Annotated in this window: 14 protein-coding genes and 1 tRNA gene; 4 read left to right on the plus strand and 11 right to left on the minus strand. The window is 71.2% G+C overall.

Going from position 1 to position 16,038, the window contains the following annotated elements:
- Positions 1–72: 72 nt before the first annotated feature.
- The 3 genes from ACVW07_RS07595 to ACVW07_RS07605 form a co-directional block, all read right to left on the minus strand.
- Positions 73–1,026, minus strand: coding sequence for an SDR family NAD(P)-dependent oxidoreductase (locus ACVW07_RS07595; RefSeq protein WP_456818638.1), 954 nt, complete (start codon positions 1,024–1,026; stop codon positions 73–75).
- 408 nt (positions 1,027–1,434) lie between these two features.
- Positions 1,435–2,262: a type IV toxin-antitoxin system AbiEi family antitoxin domain-containing protein gene (locus ACVW07_RS07600; protein WP_456818639.1), complete on the minus strand. Its 828-nt coding sequence runs from the start codon at positions 2,260–2,262 to the stop codon at positions 1,435–1,437.
- Positions 2,263–2,481: 219 nt separating this feature from the next.
- Positions 2,482–2,868 carry a VOC family protein gene (locus ACVW07_RS07605; RefSeq protein WP_456818640.1) on the minus strand — a complete coding sequence of 129 codons (387 nt, stop codon included), beginning with the start codon at positions 2,866–2,868 and terminating at the stop codon, positions 2,482–2,484.
- Positions 2,869–2,921: 53 nt separating this feature from the next.
- On the opposite strand from ACVW07_RS07605, the gene ACVW07_RS07610 reads away from it, so the two are divergent.
- Both ACVW07_RS07610 and ACVW07_RS07615 read left to right on the plus strand, forming a co-directional pair.
- Positions 2,922–3,377 (plus strand): hypothetical protein, encoded by a 456-nt coding sequence (locus ACVW07_RS07610; RefSeq protein ID WP_456818641.1) that lies wholly within the window; start codon positions 2,922–2,924, stop codon positions 3,375–3,377.
- A gap of 56 nt (positions 3,378–3,433) precedes the next feature.
- A complete protein-coding gene (locus ACVW07_RS07615) occupies positions 3,434–4,597 on the plus strand; it encodes a hypothetical protein (protein WP_456818642.1) in 1,164 nt (387 codons plus the stop codon).
- A gap of 160 nt (positions 4,598–4,757) precedes the next feature.
- On the opposite strand, the gene ACVW07_RS07620 is transcribed toward ACVW07_RS07615, so the two are convergent.
- The 4 genes from ACVW07_RS07620 to ACVW07_RS07635 all read right to left on the minus strand — a co-directional run bounded on the left by ACVW07_RS07620 (position 4,758) and on the right by ACVW07_RS07635 (position 8,540).
- Positions 4,758–5,975, minus strand: a complete 1,218-nt coding sequence (locus ACVW07_RS07620) for a Fic family protein (protein WP_456818643.1) — start codon at positions 5,973–5,975, stop codon at positions 4,758–4,760.
- A gap of 302 nt (positions 5,976–6,277) precedes the next feature.
- Positions 6,278–7,183 carry a hypothetical protein gene (locus ACVW07_RS07625; RefSeq protein ID WP_456818644.1) on the minus strand — a complete coding sequence of 302 codons (906 nt, stop codon included), beginning with the start codon at positions 7,181–7,183 and terminating at the stop codon, positions 6,278–6,280.
- A gap of 346 nt (positions 7,184–7,529) precedes the next feature.
- Positions 7,530–8,177: a hypothetical protein gene (locus ACVW07_RS07630; protein ID WP_456818645.1), complete on the minus strand. Its 648-nt coding sequence runs from the start codon at positions 8,175–8,177 to the stop codon at positions 7,530–7,532.
- Between the two features lie 290 nt (positions 8,178–8,467).
- Positions 8,468–8,540, minus strand: a tRNA-Arg gene (locus tag ACVW07_RS07635).
- A 312-nt stretch (positions 8,541–8,852) separates the two neighbouring features.
- On the opposite strand from ACVW07_RS07635, the gene ACVW07_RS07640 reads away from it, so the two are divergent.
- Positions 8,853–11,327, plus strand: a complete 2,475-nt coding sequence (locus ACVW07_RS07640; RefSeq protein ID WP_456818646.1) for a HelD family protein — start codon at positions 8,853–8,855, stop codon at positions 11,325–11,327.
- Between the two features lie 66 nt (positions 11,328–11,393).
- Here the strand turns inward: ACVW07_RS07640 and ACVW07_RS07645 are convergent, their stop codons facing one another.
- Both ACVW07_RS07645 and ACVW07_RS07650 read right to left on the minus strand, forming a co-directional pair.
- Positions 11,394–11,579, minus strand: a complete 186-nt coding sequence (locus ACVW07_RS07645) for a hypothetical protein (RefSeq protein WP_456818647.1) — start codon at positions 11,577–11,579, stop codon at positions 11,394–11,396.
- Positions 11,580–11,661: 82 nt separating this feature from the next.
- A complete protein-coding gene (locus tag ACVW07_RS07650) occupies positions 11,662–13,593 on the minus strand; it encodes a glycosyltransferase family 2 protein (RefSeq protein WP_456818648.1) in 1,932 nt (643 codons plus the stop codon).
- A 179-nt stretch (positions 13,594–13,772) separates the two neighbouring features.
- Here ACVW07_RS07650 and ACVW07_RS07655 point away from each other — a divergent pair, with 179 nt between their 5' ends.
- A complete protein-coding gene (locus ACVW07_RS07655; RefSeq protein WP_456818649.1) occupies positions 13,773–14,378 on the plus strand; it encodes a hypothetical protein in 606 nt (201 codons plus the stop codon).
- A 3-nt stretch (positions 14,379–14,381) separates the two neighbouring features.
- Here ACVW07_RS07655 and ACVW07_RS07660 read toward each other — a convergent pair whose 3' ends face one another.
- Together ACVW07_RS07660 and ACVW07_RS07665 are read right to left on the minus strand one after the other, a co-directional pair.
- Positions 14,382–15,215: an ABC transporter permease gene (locus tag ACVW07_RS07660; RefSeq protein WP_456818650.1), complete on the minus strand. Its 834-nt coding sequence runs from the start codon at positions 15,213–15,215 to the stop codon at positions 14,382–14,384.
- Positions 15,212–16,027: an ABC transporter ATP-binding protein gene (locus tag ACVW07_RS07665; protein WP_456818651.1), complete on the minus strand. Its 816-nt coding sequence runs from the start codon at positions 16,025–16,027 to the stop codon at positions 15,212–15,214. Before ACVW07_RS07665 ends, ACVW07_RS07660 begins: the two co-directional genes overlap by 4 nt.
- Positions 16,028–16,038 lie beyond the last annotated feature (11 nt).

Here is a 16,038-nt window from a genome sequence, read left to right on the forward strand (position 1 = left end):
ACGACACCCGAGGTGAATCCGTGAAACCGCCGTCAGCACGGTCGTGGGTGGTCGATCGCCGACGAGCAGAGCCTACCGCCGGCGCCCCGGCCCGCTCCGGCTGCGCCGCGCCGCCGCGAGGCAGGTGTCCCAGATCTCCGCACCGAGCCCGTCGGCGTAGCTCAGGGCCGAGCTCTTCCGGGCGCGGCGTCCACCCACGTACGCCCCCATGAGCGGCTCTGCCTCGGGGGAGCTCGCGAGCCACGCCAGGTCGTCGGCGGACTCGCTCACCCGTCTCGCTCCGGGCAGCCGGACGAGCATCGGGGTGAGGCGGGAGTACACCGCTCGGACCGCCGCCGGGTACTCCCGGGCCAGGCCCGTCGCCGGCATCAGCCCAGGGTCGAAGCTCACCGCGCGCACGCCGCGGTCCCGCCACCGCCGGTCGATCTCGTACGCGAGCGCGATGCACGCCAGCTTCGACGTCGAGTAGCGCACCCGCCCTGCCCTCGACCCGGTCGGCGCACCGGGCGGCGGGTCCAGGAGCGCCGGCATGCCGGGCCACGTCGCGGCCGGGAAGCCGAAGGCCTTCAGGCCGCCGCGATGCGTCTCGCTGCCGACGGTGACGACACGCGAGCCCGGACCCAGGTGCTCCAGCAGCGGCGCGAGAAGGGCGACGTGGCCCAGGACGTTCGCCGCCATCGTGAGCTCGAAGCCGTCGAGGGACCGCTGGATCCCGTCGACCACCTGTAGCCCGGCGTTGCAGACGATCGTGCGGGGAAAGATCTTCCCGCTGACCAGCTCGTCCGCGAGCGCCCGGACGCTCGACAGGTCGGCGAGGTCCGCGCGGCGCACCGAGACGTCGACCCCCGGGAAGGAGTCCCGCAGGGCGGCTGACTGCTCCTCGCCGCGGTCGACGTCGCGGACAGCGAGGATCAGTGGGTGCCCGCTCCGAGCCAGAGCGAGTGCGGTCTCCTGACCGAGGCCGCCCGTGGCACCGGTGAGGAGGATCGGACCCGTCGCGCGACGCTCCCCCGCTGGGCGGTTCATCGTCCGAGCACCGCCCGCTCCAGCGCCGGGGTCACGCGGCCGCCCGACCTGTCGGACACGAGGACCGGACCGCGACGCCCAGGGACTACGACGTCAGGTAGCGACGTCGGTACTCCTGGCGGCGCGGGCATCGGCACGGGGCACATCCTTCCAGGGGTGCATGACCTCGACGGCAGCGGCTCGGCATGACGCGCTCCGAGGCGCGGCGGCTACGTGCGGTCGGCGGTCCTGAGCATGTCCCACGCGCCGCCGGCTCGGATGCGCACCAGCGGCCGGCCGCGTCGTCGAACCACGATCGGTGAGCGGCATTTCTGGCAGGTGCGGCGAGCAGATGCGATGGCATGGTCCCGCTGAACCTGTTCTTCAGCTACACCGAATCGTTCGGCAACCGATGCAAGCTCGTCTGGGTCAAGACTCATTCAGAAGGTCCAAGAAGCGCTTGAACGCTGCATTGTTTCCTTTGTCTTTCTTGACGAGTCGATGCAGCCTCCCAGGATGGGTCTGGTCCGCGAGCGCGAGGACGACCTCCCTGCGCTCGCTCTCCAAGCCTCCTAGTCCCAGGGCGCGCATCAGGTCCACAATCGTCTGCTCGATGGTCGTCACCTGCACCGGGCCCAGCTCCGTCTCCATCATTTCAACGTCCAGAGCATCCAGGTTTCGGCGCATGACGAAAGACACGAGGCCACCGTCGCTCAACTCCATGGGGCGGTGCGTGCGTGGTGACGCTACCCAAGCGCGTGAGATTGCGCGCGGAAGTGCTTTGTGCATCCTGGCGGCCGTCATTCCCATGAGCGGCGTGGGCTGCGCCATCGTGAGCGCCCCGACGGCAGCGGCAGCCGACTCGACGGTCGGCTTCCACTGTTCGGTCGCGGTCCGCGGCCTCGGCATGTAGATGCCACGGGCGACGCGGTACAGGCGCCCGTCCGCAGCCGCGTCCGCAAGCGCCTTGCGAGGGTTCGCATAGTGGTTCGCAAGTGCGCTTGCATCGATCGCACCCAGCGGACCTCGCTGGATCGCCTCCCGCAGTCTCCGATCGTTCGGCATCCTGAGGCTTCGAACAGGGCCGTCGACTGTCTCAAGATCGCGAAGGTGCTCAGCAAGCTTCCTCTGGGCAGTGGCCAGCTCGTTCGCGCCGGGCAGCTCCCCGAGCTCGTCCAGGATCGCTGCCGCATCGAACGCCAGCTTGCGGGCGCGCCTGAGTTCCTCACGTCTCTCAGCAGTCAGGTAGACATCCATCACTGAGACCTTCGCTACACGATTCGCCAACCTTGTTTGCAGAACGTACCCGGGCAGGGGTTGTCCTGCAAACACTTCGCTGAACTCGTCGTCGACACGATGCTTCGCCGACGAGACCGCTCACCGACCAGACGCGTACAACCGATCAGAGCGGCGAGGCCGCCCGCTCGGTCCGCCGCGTACCGGCGACGTCGGGTCGGACCTGCCCAGCAGTGCGCCTCAGGGCCGTGGTGCAAGCATCTCGACCCTGTTGCCGGAGCCGTCGCGGCAATGGAACCGCAGGTAGCCGTCGAACGTGTCACGCTCCGCCCACGACACGTCGTAGCCGAGGCTCGTGAGGCGCGCGCCGAGCGCGTCCAGGTCCGTGACCGACGGGACGACGAGCGCGGGGTGCGCCTTCGCTGCGGGCACGAAGCCGTCCTCCGCGCCGACGTGGATCTCCGCGCTCACCACGTCGCCGTCGAACGACCGGAACCAGCAGCCTCCCCGACCGGCGAGGGCCGAAGGCTTGGCGACCTCCGTCATCCCCAGCCCGTCAGCCCAGAAGCGGCGGGCGGCGTCCTCGCCGCCGGGCGGCATCGAGACCTGGACATGGTGCAGAAGCACGGCGCCTCCCGGGTCGGTGTCGTCGCGACAGTAGCGCCCGATCGACTGCTCCGATGCGATCGAGCAGCTGGGTGACACCGGCATGGGGATACTGGGCCATGGTCACGCGGCGCCGGCAGCCCTCGTTCCGCGACATCGTGGACGCGGTGAAGGCCACGCCGGCGGCCACCAGCTCCGAGCCTGACGAGCCGGGTCTCTACACCGACGGCAGGCTGGTGGCACCCGGCGGACACCTCTACACCAGAGCGGCTGGCGAGATCTCGTCGGCCGACGCCTTCCATGCTGCGGCCGCAGGCGCTCAGGTCGCATGGGACCCGTGCGGGTGCGGCGGCTATTGCGGACTCAGGTGGTTCGACGAGGCCGACGTCGCTGCGATGGTCGCCCTGGGCCGTCCGAACATCCGACGGACGAAGAAGTCTCGCGGCAGCATCTCCGAGTACCGCAGCGAGGACGGGCGCGGTCTGTTGCTCATGGAGGGGGATGTTCGCTGGGGCGACTTCCTCGCGTGACCGCGCGTGGCAGGGCACCTGGTGGCCTCCGGATCGAAGTGAGCGCGGCGACGCACGTGGAGCGCGTGCTCACGGCGACGACGGTCCGTGGGCTCGGCGAGGAGGCGCCTGCGCTGAGCTTCTGCCTCAACTCGGCCGCCCCGCGCGCCGACGTCTCCAGAGTGAGCACGCCACCGCAGGGGATCGACCACGCCCTGGACCGCCTGGAAACTGCGTACAAGAAGCAGGGCCTTCCCCCGATCCGTCCGGCGAAGGACGTCGACGCACTCCTCGCGGAGATTCGCGCCGAGATCGCCCCGCTCCGCCTGCCCCAGGAGCTCGAGAGATTCTGGCAGCGCGTCGACCCGGCATCGATCAGCGTCGGCCCGTACCCGCATCCGACCGACGCCGCGTTCGCGCTGCACTGCTGGAAGTCGCATCGCGACGAGTTCCCCGGCATGACGCCACGCCTTCTCTTTCCCGTCGCGTACGAGAGCCACGGGTTCCTCTTCGTCGAGCTGGAGGACGGCCGGGGAAGTGGCGGGACCGTGTTCCGCTGGGCCTACGCCGGCTCGCCGTACTACGTGCTCTTCCCCACCCTGTCAGCGCTCGTCGACCTGCTGGCCACGATGATCGAGCTGGGCGAATTCGTTCATCATCAGCTCGAGACGCACTCCTGGATCGAGTTCGATCCCGACAACCGGTGGGACGACGCGCTGAGCGTGCGCCTCTCAGCCGCGCAGCCGCTTCGCCACTTCGGGCACGACCGAGAGCTCGACGAGGACGTCCTGGCATGGCCGGAGCACTGGTTGCTCGCTGACGGGCTGACGCCCGAGACGAGACGGCTCCGGGGCGCCACGACGACGATCTCCGAGCTGCTCCGGCAAGCCGCCACCGGCGCCGTGTCGGAGGGGACCGTGCGAGCCGTCGTCACGAGCCTCGCCGGCTCTGGCGCAGGCAACCGCGTCGCGATCGACGACGGCTCCGGCGTGCTGGATCTCTGGTGCCCGTCCGCCGTCTGCACCTACGGGCCGATCATCCGGACCGAATTCGAGTTCGATGTCGTCGTCCGTCCCGGACCTGACCCGGCGCCGGACTGGTCCCCCGAACAGCGTGAAGCCCAGTCGGCAGCGCTCGCGCACGACATGGAAGGCGCGCAGGCGGCAGCGCTGGAGATCTACGCGAAGGCCTTCTTGACGACGGCGGCCGGCGAAGCGACGGCGATCCGGCCGATCATCTGACCCCATGCAGGGCATCCGACGTCCGCCGCGGCGCTTCGTGACCACGAACCGGACATCGCGGTCGCGACCCACACCGGTCGCGCCCGACATCACGCTGATCTGGAACAACACCGTGTGTGCCTGAACAGACTCGGCCAGGCTGTCGGCGTGTGATCGGGGGTCACGCCCGACGGCCCGCCCGCGCCGCGAATGCGTCCATCGCCGCGAGGACCGTCGGCGCTTGCCAGACCTGGTTCCGCCGGGCTGACGTGGCGGCGTGCAGGACCTCGGCGCGTTCGAGCACCTCGATGGCGTTGCGCGCACCACGGTCGGATGTCTGCAGACTGGTCGCGACGTACTCCGCGTTGACGACCGGCTGGGCGAACAGTGCGTCGGCCAGCTTCCACGCTGCCGAGTCCGCCCGAGCCCGGATCGCCTCTCGCCATGCCGATCGGAGGTCCATGACGTCGCGAGCCAGGTGTCGACCGTTGAGCGTTGCGGCCATGGCCGCATGGGCGACCTGCTCGACGATCGCATCGATCTCTCCGTCCCGATAGCTGGTCAGGGCGCGGAAGTACCGCTCCGGATCGCGGAGCAGCCCCGCCGACACCGGCACCGTCGTGTGTCGGGTCAGCCCTCGCCGGCGCAGCACCTGGTGGAGGACGACGCGGCCGGAGCGGCCGTTCCCGTCGACGAAAGGGTGCACCGTCTCGAACTGGGCATGGACGAGCGCTGCGTGCACAAGGGTCGGGATGTCGTCACGGGCGGCGAACGCCACGAGGTCGTCGATCGCGGCCCGTACTCGATCGTGGTGCGGTGGCACGAAGTCGGCGCCGTGCGGGCTGACGGCCGAGCGTCCGACCCAGACCTGCTCGGTCCGCCAGGTGCCGGCGACGTCGGGGTCGGACTCGCACAGCAGTGCGTGGTGGATCGCCAGGATCGACTCAGGCGTGACGTCGTCGCCGACAGCCAGCGCCTCGTTCATGGCGCGCACGTTTGCTGCGACGAGATCCGCGTTCTGCTTGCCGCCGATCCCCAGACTTGCCAGAGCAAGGTTTCGTGCGTTGCTCGTGAGGTGCTCGATCTGCGAGCTCGAGGCGGACTCGGTGCGCAGGAGGACGGCCGGCATCGGTACCGGCATTGCGGCGACCTCACCGTCGAAGCGGGCGACGTCCGAGGTCGCCTCGTCGACCACCGCCTGGACCGCGACGGCTACCTCGGGCGTCCGGTCTGCGATCGGGGGCAGCACCGATGCCGAGTACGGGCGCGAGATGCGTTGACGTTCCCAGATCGACAGGCGCACGTCGTCGAGGTGGGAGGTCCAGGCGCGTGGCTCGCCGCCGAGCGCGGGCCATCCACGGCCGGCCCGCGCTTCGTCGATCGCCGAACCGTCGCTCATGAGCCTTCAACACCCTTCTGGTTGTTGAAGGCTAACAGGAGAGGCTTCAACACGCGCGTCCGGCATCCAGGATGTGGGGGACGCCGTAGCTCCACCGCTTGCGCGGCATGGACGAGGAACTCGGTGGGGTGACGTACGCCAACCCACTGTGCGCCTCGAACTGCCGGCATCCGCTTCAGGAGTTCGACCGGAAGTCGCGATGGACGCGTCGGCCTGCAGAAATACATGCATGCCATGCCGATTTGGCGTGAGTGACAGCCGCGCTGCTGAGCCACGACGTGGAGCACGAGAGTTTCTCGCCACTACGCCGGCGGTCGGAACTCCGCGTGCTTGCGCTCGATGCGTTGCCGCTTGTCAGCGTCGCCAGCGGCGCGAGCAAGTTCCAACAGACGGTCCCAGACAGCCGCGCGAACTTGCCGTATCTCATGGTCAGCGCGCGACTTCCAGCCCGCGATGTGTCGCAGTCCTCCAGCCCAGACGGGTGAGCCCTCCGGCTCACCATCGAGCGCTGCTAGGACGACGTTGATGGGCATCGACTTGACGATGGTGCCGGGGAAGTCCTCGTAGGTCGGGTATCCGGTGTTGGCTGCGGTTCCAGCGCTGAACCATACGAGGAGAGCCCGGCAGCGCTGAACGTCGTCCGGGTATGCGACCCGCATCTGCGCGGAGACCTCGTCGGCGACTCCTCGGTCTTGAGGCCCGGCGGCGACCATCTCGTCAGCAAGCGGCCGGACACACGCGGGCACGCGGTCCTTCCATGCCTCTTGCTGGGCGAGCGCGACGTCGCGTTGAACCGCAGCGCGTGTCTTGTCCTCCAGCGGTCCCGCGACGCCGTACGACGCCAGCCATTGCAACAGAGCGGAGCCGTCCTTCAGCTCTGCGTCGCCGCTCCAGCCCGACCAGCGCACGCGCCGGCCGTGATGAAGCCCGACCGCGGCCAGCCTGCGCCCGTCGCCATCCAGGAACTCGAGCGTCGCGTCGCCCGCGCACATGCACATGCCGTCCATGACGGACTCGATGGTGAGCAGCTGGGCAAGCACTGCGACTTGCTGCAGCTCGTTGAGCACCAGGACGGGCTCCTCGCTCAAGATGCGGTCCAGCCCTGGCGGGTCGTAGTGCAGGCACCCGGCGGCGAACACACGGACCGCGCGCGCGGCACGCAGCGTGCTTGGCAGGCGCTGGACGTCATCGCCGTGTGCTTCCACCACCCGTACATCATCGTCCGGCGTCAGCTGATGCTGCTCCCGCCTCCGCGGCTTCGCTGCCGGCAATGGACGTTGAACGTCGGATCCTGTTCCCGACACCGCCATCGGCACGTCTAGGTCCCCAGCGACCGCTAGGAGAGTTGCCAGATCCGCATCGGCGAGCGGATCTGGTGGTGTGAGCCCGTCCTCGGGGAACGGCTGACCGCATGCTGACGAGGAGGCCCCAACAAACACCGCACCGGACAGCAGATGCGGCCACAGTCCGGCTTCTAGTCAGTCACACGAACCGAATGTGGCCAAGCGCTCAAGACGGCCACCAGTGCCGCTCGCGCCCAGTCACGACCCGGGCTCAACCCACCGCATTGCTGTCGTCGGTCGGTCGCTGCCGTGAGTCGTCACGGATGCGGAGGTCAGGCGACGCCCCGTCAGTTTCGTCGGAATCAGCAGCGGCACTCACAGGCGCTGGACCAGATCCGGTGGCGGGACCAAAGTCCTCGCCAATCGCACCCATGGGCACCCAGTCTCTATCGACGATCCGCCACCATTTCGGGCGTCCCGCGATCAACCACGCCAGGAGGGCTAGGACTGCAGGCGCGAGGCAGAGGGCGGCGAAACCCACGCCGCCCTCGAGATCGTCGTTGACGAACGCGTCGACGTCCTCGGCAGTCATCACGGCGGTTGGGTCACCCAGCCGGTACAGGACCGGCGTCCCGGCCTTCGGAGTCGCGCCATAGATCACCACGAGGTCGACCGCGACCTTGTCACCACCGACATCGATCACTGCGTTCGTCGACTCGCCCTCCTCGAGACTGACGACGGTGCTTGCCACACCGCTCGACGCCAGCTCGTGTGCCAGATCGCGCTTGCCCCGGTCCGACACGAGCACGCTCCAGAGCACGCCTCCGGCAAGGAGGATTCCGAAGACGCAGACGCAAGCGATGGCAGAGGCCACGCGGCGAGCTCTGAGGCTCGTCGGCAAATCACGCTTGCTTGCCATACCGCACTCCGTCCGGTCCTCAAGGTGCGTGGAGGGTCTCAGGCAGTTCGAGTTGACGGCGCCCGTCGGGAAGGCCGATTGCGTTCGCCGTGTCCTGGTGATGGCGGATCTCGATCCCGTCGGGGCTCCGCTTCGATTCGCGAGACGGGAGGAGCGGTCGACGAGCGATTGATTGTGTGAAGAGCGTCGACCGGGACTGCTGACCACATGCTGACCACGAACCGGACATTACGGTCGCGAGCACCCCACCAGTCGCACGCCGGATAGCGCTGACCTGCACCAACACACTGTGCGCCTGGGCAGATTCGAACTGCCGACACCCGCTTTAGGAGAGCGGTGCTCTATCCCCTGAGCTACAGGCGCGTGGCATGCACACGAACCGTGGTCGACAGATCGGCGTGGAGGCCGCTCGCGGTCGTCGACCCACACTCGTGCGTGGCCGGTTGCCCTGGCACAGGGATCCAGGGCGGTGCCCAGCGTACCCGGGGCGCGGCACCGGTATGCCGGCGGTACCCCACCCAGCAGGTGACCTCCGTCGACGATGTCCCGACGAGCGCACCGGGGCGGCCGCGCACGACGGACCGAGGCGTGACCCGCACGCCGACCGGTCACCGGCCCTCACGTGCGGCGTCGCCCTGCCGATCGTGTAGGTCGACCGACGGGGACGGAGTGGCCGTGAACGAGCTGGACGCCGAGCGGAGCTGGTACGCGTACGTCGACGGCGCCGTACGTCTGCAGGTCGACGCCGACCGGGCCGGGCGCGACGCGCCGACGACGGCGGGGGCCGACCGGTTCGCCGAGAACGCAATCGCCGAGATGCGGCGACGGCGCGCGGCCGATGCGGAGGCCCACTCGCACGACGGGGAGCACTACGTCGGGCGTATCGATGACGAGGCCGGCGAGGCGATCTACGTCGGGCGACGGCTGGTGCGGGACGTGGGAGGACGCCCCCGGTCGCACGAGCACGTGGTCGACGGGATCGCGGTCGTGAACTGGCAGGTGCCGGCGGCGAAGCCGTTCTACACCGCCCGGCCCGGCGCCACGCACGGCGTGGTGCTCCGGCGCAGGTTCGTGCTCGGGGACCGGACGGTCGAGTCCTACTCCGACGAGGTCCTCGGCACGCTCCCGCAGCCCCGGGCGAGCGACGAGGGAAAGACCGACGGACGGACAGCCGGACGGAAAGCCGGACGGACAGCCGGCCGGACGGAGTTGGTACCGGCGCCGGCGCCGGCCCGGGCACCCCGCGCCGCCCGGTCCCGCCCGACACCGCCGCCCGTCCGCTCGACGCGCGACACCGTCCCGGTCGAGCAGGCCGCGGCGTCCGGCCCGGTGATGGCCGGCCAGGTCGACGACCCGTTGCTCGCCGCTCTCGCCCGCGGCCGGGAGCACACGATGCGCGACATCGTCGCGACGATCCAGGCCGAGCAGTACGAGCTCATGGAGCGGCCCGGCACCGGCGTCCTCGTCGTGCAGGGCGCCCCCGGGACGGGCAAGACGGCCGTCGCGCTGCACCGCCTGTCGATGCTCCTCGTGCGGGAGAGCCGTCTCGAGCGGGCCGGGACCCTGCTCGTCGGGCCGAGCCCGCGCTTCCTGGAGTACGTCGCCCGCGTCCTGCCCGGTCTCGGCTCGGCGTCCGTGGACCAGTCGACCGTCCTCGGCCTCAGCGGGGTCGCGGCCGTCGGGCCCGACGAGTCGGCGGAGGTCGCGCGGGTCAAGGGTGACGCGCGGATGGCGGCGGTGCTCCGTGCGGCCCTCGACGAGCGGATCGCCGTCCCGGACCGGCCGTGGACGGCACAGCTCGGCGGCGAGCGCCTGCGGCTGTCGCGCAGCGCCCTCCACGCGATCGTCGACGAGGTCCGGCAGTCGCCTCCCCGCATGGCGTCGAGGCGCGCGCTCGTGCTCAGCCGCGTCGTGGCGGCGCTGAGCGCGCAGGTCATCGAGGCCGTGGGTGGGGCGGAGCGGGTGCGGTACAGCGCGGTCCCCGACCCGGTCGCAGCGCTCACCGGCCTGCCCGCCGTCCAGGCCCTCGTCGACCAGATCGCGCCCGTGACCGGTGCGGTCGCCGTGCTCACGGACCTGTGGTCGTCGAGCGGGGCCCTGCTGCGCGCGTCGACCGGTGTCCTCGGCGCACCCGAGGTCCGGGCGCTCTGGGACTGGGTGGACGACGAATGGGACCGGGAGGCACCCACGCGCAGGCGACGGGTGGCGTGGTCGACGGGCGACGTGCCGCTCCTGGACGAGCTCGCCGCGCTCCTCGGCGAGGACACCGGCTCTCGCACGTGGGGCCACATCGCCGTCGACGAGGCGCAGGACCTCACGCCGATGCAGCTCCGGATGCTGGGCAGACGCCTCGCCCCGGGTGGAGGCGTCACCCTGCTCGGCGATCTTGCACAGGCCACCGGACCCTACGAGCACTCGGGCTGGGACGAGATCGCGTCGTACGCCCTGCCGGGCTCGCCGGAGCCGGTCGTCGCCGAGCTGCGCCTCGGCTACCGGGTGCCGGCCCGGATCCTGCAGGTCGCCAACGCGATCCTCCCGCACACCGGGACGGGGGTGGCCGGCGGGGTGGCGGTGCGTGAGCTGCCCGACGCGCTCGCGGACCTCCACGTGCTGCCCAGCGAGAACGTGCTGCGGGTGGCGTGCGACACCGCGGTCCGTCGGGCCGGGTCCGGGCTGACCCTCCTCGTCGGCTCACCCGAGGTGCTCGAGGCGATCTCGGCCGACGACCGTGCACGCTGCGAGCACGCCGGCGTCACGCTCCTCGGCCCCGCCGAGGCGAAGGGCCTGGAGTTCGACCACGTCGTCCTCGTGGAGCCGTCGCACATGGTGGGCTCGGCCGGGTCGCCCGGGCTCGGCGCACGCCTGCTCTACGTGGCCGTGACACGGGCGACGAGCACCCTCGACGTGTACCGTCACGAGCCGATGCCCTTCGACGCGACCGGTGGTGGCGTGCCGACAGCCGCGGGACAGTGGCACGACGGTCCGCCCGCGCCGCTGGTCCCCCGGGAGACCGTGGCGGCGCCGGTCCGCCAGGACACCGTCGCGACGCCCATCGCCCAGGAGACCGTGGCGGCGCCGAGCCCTCAGCAGGGGGCCGGGCAGCCGACCCCGCCTCGACGGACCGGGTGGTTCGGCCGGCGCCGCGGCTGACCCGGGTCCGGGCGGGAGACTCGGTCGACGCCGGGGGCGCTCCTCCCGCGCCGGCCACCGGGGCTCCTACCCGTAGAAGCTCTTCAGCAGCTCGTAGGCCACGATGGCCGGCCAGACGAACGCCTTCGGGATCGCGAGCGCGAACAGCCAGAACGTGTCGGCCTGCTGGAAGTAGTACACGGCGGCACCGATGAAGCCGAGACCGTAGACGGCCCCACCTCCGGCGCCGCCGGCCTCCGAGCCCTTCGTCATGCGTGCTCCCTCATGTCGAGCCGACGACCCCCGTGACCAGGGGCGATACCCCTGACACCGTCGACCCCCGGCAGGGTGCAGGTCAAGGCACGGATGCCGCCTGTCTCTGCCGTCCCGCGACCCGCCGCTGCAGGCGGCGGGCGGTCCGGTGGATCGGCGGCAACATCTGGAACACGCTCAGGGTCGCGAACACGAGGGTGTTGACGGCGACGAACAGGCTCAGCGCCTCGACGAACCCGGACTCCAGCACCGTGGCGGGCAGCGGGCTCCAGCCGCCGACCAGCGCGACGCCCGCCAGTGCCGGCAGCGCGGCCCCGGCAACCACCTCCCGCGGGACGTAGTTCCAGCCGGCCTTCTGGCGCCTCCCGATCTGCACCAGCGATGCGACGAACGTGGCCTGCAGGACGAGCGCGTACCCGAGCTCGAAGACCAGCGGGAGCGCCACTGCCCTGCCTCGCCACCCGGCCGCCCACGCGGTGACGACCCGCTCGAGCACGAAGATCGCGCCGATCGCCGCCCACACCGGCGACCAGCGGATCGCGTCCGACGCCAGCAGCGAGATCGTCACGAGCAGCAGGTAGGAGTTGAGCGCGACGACGCCGTACCCGAGCGAGAGCTGCTGCCACCAGTACCGCGCCGTGGTGCGCGTGAAGCCGTAGGCACCGACGTTCTCCAGGGCACCGCGCTGCCAGCGCAGGCGCTGCCGCCACAGGTCCCGCCAGCTCGGCATGACCTCCGTGGTGACCCGGCACTGCGGCGGCGACGTCAGACCCGCACCCAACGACTTGAGCGCGAGCGTGAGCTCGTTGTCCTCGGTCATCGCCGAGGTGTCGTACACGCCACCGGCCACTCCCGGGACGAGGCTGCCGCGCGCCTCGGCGACCGCGCGCAGCGCGTAGCCGCGGAACAGGGACGCGGTGCCCGTGAGCACGAACAGGCGCCCCTCCCGCCGGTCGATGACGCGCTGGTACCGGAAGAACTCGTTGCGCTGCATCTGGCCGAGGATCCGTGCACCCTCCTCGCCCGAGAACAGCCCACCGACCGCCATCAGGTCCCGGTCCTCCTCCAGCAGGCCGACGGCGGCACTCAAGAAGTCCGGCCCGATCGTGGAGTCGGCGTCCATCACCAGGAACACGTCCTCGACGCCTGCCGCGGGCAGGAGCCGCGCGAGCACCTGGTTCAGCGCGCCGGCCTTGTGCTGTGTGTTGCCGACGGTCTCGACCACCTCGACGCCGCGCTCCTGGGCGATCCGCACGGTGCCGTCCGTGCAGTTGTCGGCGACGACGAGGACGCGGTCCGGCGGGCGGGTCTGGTGCTCCAACGACGCGAGCGTCTGGGCGAGGATGGCTTCCTCGTCGTGCGCCGGGACGAGCACCGTGCACCGCAGCACCAGCCCTTCGACGTCGGCCTCGGCGGGGATCGCCGTCACCGGCCACTGCGGCGGCCCGTCGAGCTCGAGGGCCCGGGTCACCGCAGGACCGAGGACCCTCCGGCCGAGCCGCGCCTCGTCACGGGCGACGGGCTGCTCCAGCCCTCGGCCGCGGCTCAGGACCCGCACCGCCGTCGCGGCTTCCAGCGCGGCCATGGCCGCCACGAACGCGGCGAGCGCCAGACCCAGCCCGAGCACGACCGCCGGACGCGGCACGGCCACCTCGACGCCGAGCGGCAGCACCGCGATCGCCTCGACGGCGCGTTGCGGGGTGCCGGGGACCACCCGTGGCCGCCCGCTCTCCACCATCCAGACCGCTGTCACGAGCAGCGCCACGGAGAGCACCGAGAGCCCGAGCACGACCCAGCCCAGGCGGGTGGTCCGCCGCTGCCAGCTCAGCCGCGAGCCGGCGGACGTGCGGGTGCGGGGAGGTCCGCGCCGAGCGACGGCCACGCTCCGGAGCGCGAGCACCACCCCGCTCACGACGACGGCTGCCCCGACCCACAGGAGGACTGCGCCCACCCCGGCGAACCCCAGCACCGCGAGCACGGACCCGGCCAGCAGCAGCACGAGCCACAGGGGCATTCCCCGCACCTCCCGTCGCTGGCCAGGTCGATCGCAGCCTATCCACGCCGCCTTGGCCCTGCCCGGGACGGGCGACGACGGCCCGGCGGGCGTCCGAACGGGTGAGCCGACCGGCGAGCCGGTCCGTCCACGACCGCGCGTGCCTAGGCTCGACGCCGATCCGACGGAGGAAACCCCTGATGCGCCGCGTCACCCTGTTCGCCACCGCCACGGCCACGCTGCTCGTGACGGGCGTGGCCGTCGGCGCCATGCTGTGGCCGCGCGACGCGCCCGTCGACCCCGGGACCTGGCCGGTGGAGCAGCTCGTCGCCGACCCGTCCGTCGCCATGCCGCACACCTTGCACGCGGACCTCACGGACTGCCCGGGGTTCACCATGACGTCTCCCGCACCGCAGTACGACCGGGACCTCCCCGGCGACGACACCTACCTGGTGCGGCTCGACCGCGAGCACTTCACCCTGTGGGTGTGCTTCGGTCCCGTCGAGGAGGGGGCACGCCGCTCGGTGGCCGACCACCTCGGCACCGAGGAGCTCCAGATCGGCGACGGCGTGCAGGTGAGCACCAACGCGACGCTGGTCGAGGCGCCGTTCGGAGAGGTGACCCGGGTGGACCGGGCGTTCGGCGAAGGGACGCCGCCGCGGCTCACGGACTGGCTCGTGGACCACGACGGCTACACCTACGCGTTCGGGTACCTGCACCCCGTGGACGACGCCCGGTACTTCGACGAGATGGAGGCGATCATCGCCTCCATCTCGTTCGACCAGGCACCCGTCCCGAACGCGTAGCCCTCAGATCCGCCGCTCGCGGCGGAAGAGCGACCGGGCCCAGGCGTACCCGACCACACCGAGCACCACGCACCAGGCGACGGCCAGCGACGCGGTGGAGCCCGCCACGCTGCCGGACAGCAGGCCTCGCACGGTGTCGATGATCGGCGTGAACGGCTGGTGCTCCGCGAACCACTGCACCGGCGTCGGCATGGTCTCCACCGGCACGAACCCGCTGCCCAGGAAGGGCAGGAGCAGCAGGATCATCGGCGCGTTGCTCGCCGTCTCCACGCTCTTCGCGTTCAGCCCCATCGCGACGCACAGCCACGCCAGGGCCAGTGCCAGCAGGACGACGATGCCGAGCAGCGCGAGCCAGTCGAGCGCGTCGGCGGCGGGCCGGTAGCCCATCGCGAACGCGGCGCCCATCACCAGGACGAGCGCGAGCAGGCCCTGCACGAGCGTGCCGAGCACCTGTCCCGAGAGCACGGAGCCGGGCGAGATCGCCATGGTCTTGAACCGCGCCATGATCCCTCCCGCGGCGTCCATCGCGGCACTGATGGCCACGGACTGCCCCGCGCCGACGATGGTCAGGACGAGCAGGGTGGGTGTCACGAACTCCAGGTACGCCGCCCGGCCGTCCGCCCCGGGGGCGACGCCCGGCGCGACGCCCACGCCCAGTGCACCGCCGAAGACGTACACGAACAGCACGAGCATCACGAGCGGGCCGCCGACCATGAACATGGTCAGGCCCGGGTAGCGCACCGCGCGCAGGAGGTTGCGGCGGAACATCGTGGCGACGTCGGCGGCCGGGCGGTGGCGTACGACGGCGGCGGGCGCGGTGGCGGTCAGGGCGGTCATCGGACGTCCTCCTTCTTCTGCGTGTCGGTGTCGGGCTCCGGCTCGTCGGACGGCTGGGTCAGCGGCTCGGTCAGCGCGAGGAACACGTCGTCGAGCGAACCGGCGTCGTGCACGGCCTTGAGCTCGGCGGGGGTGCCCTCCGCGACGATCCGGCCGCCGTGGAGCACGGCGACCGAGTCGGCCAGCTGGTCGGCCTCGTCGAGGTACTGCGTGGTGAGCAGGATCGTGGTGCCGCTCGCCACGAGGGCCCGCACCTCCTCCCACAGCGCGCGCCGGCTGCGTGGGTCGAGGCCTGTGGTCGGTTCGTCGAGGAAGACGACCGAGGGTGCTCCCACGAGCGTCATCGCGAGGTCGAGCTTGCGCTTCATGCCGCCCGAGTAGGTCGCCACGGGCTTGCCGGCCGCGTCCGCGAGACCGAACCGCTGGAGGAGCTCCTGCGTCCGCCGGCGCCCGGGCACGCGGCCGAGGTGGTGGAGGTCGGCCATGAGCCGCAGGTTCTCCGTCCCGGTGAGGAGCTCGTCGACCGCCGTGATCTGCCCGGTCACCCCGATGGACGCCCGCACGGCGTCCGGCTCGCGGTGGAGGTCGTGACCGGCGACCCGGACGGTGCCGGCGTCGGCCCCGAGGAGCGTCGACAGGATGCCGACGGTCGTGGTCTTGCCGGCGCCGTTCGGTCCCAGCAGCGCCGTGACGGTGCCGGCGGGGACCACGAGGTCGACGCCGTCGAGCACGAGCTGGTCGCCGGACCTCGAGCGGTAGGTCTTGTGCAGGCCGGCGATCTCGATCGCGGGCCCGTGGGCGGTGGCGGTCATGGCTGCTCCTT

Source organism: Cellulomonas sp. URHB0016, assembly GCF_054057935.1.

Coding starts and splice junctions, on each gene's coding strand:
- ACVW07_RS07595 (WP_456818638.1), bottom strand. CDS start 1,026: ATGAACCGCCCAGCGGGGGAGCGTCGCGCGACGGGTCCGATCCTCCTC.
- ACVW07_RS07600 (WP_456818639.1), bottom strand. CDS start 2,262: ATGGATGTCTACCTGACTGCTGAGAGACGTGAGGAACTCAGGCGCGCC.
- ACVW07_RS07610 (WP_456818641.1), top strand. CDS start 2,922: ATGCGATCGAGCAGCTGGGTGACACCGGCATGGGGATACTGGGCCATG.
- ACVW07_RS07620 (WP_456818643.1), bottom strand. CDS start 5,975: ATGAGCGACGGTTCGGCGATCGACGAAGCGCGGGCCGGCCGTGGATGG.
- ACVW07_RS07630 (WP_456818645.1), bottom strand. CDS start 8,177: ATGGCAAGCAAGCGTGATTTGCCGACGAGCCTCAGAGCTCGCCGCGTG.
- ACVW07_RS07645 (WP_456818647.1), bottom strand. CDS start 11,579: ATGACGAAGGGCTCGGAGGCCGGCGGCGCCGGAGGTGGGGCCGTCTAC.
- ACVW07_RS07650 (WP_456818648.1), bottom strand. CDS start 13,593: ATGCCCCTGTGGCTCGTGCTGCTGCTGGCCGGGTCCGTGCTCGCGGTG.
- ACVW07_RS07655 (WP_456818649.1), top strand. CDS start 13,773: ATGCGCCGCGTCACCCTGTTCGCCACCGCCACGGCCACGCTGCTCGTG.
- ACVW07_RS07660 (WP_456818650.1), bottom strand. CDS start 15,215: ATGACCGCCCTGACCGCCACCGCGCCCGCCGCCGTCGTACGCCACCGC.
- ACVW07_RS07665 (WP_456818651.1), bottom strand. CDS start 16,027: ATGACCGCCACCGCCCACGGGCCCGCGATCGAGATCGCCGGCCTGCAC.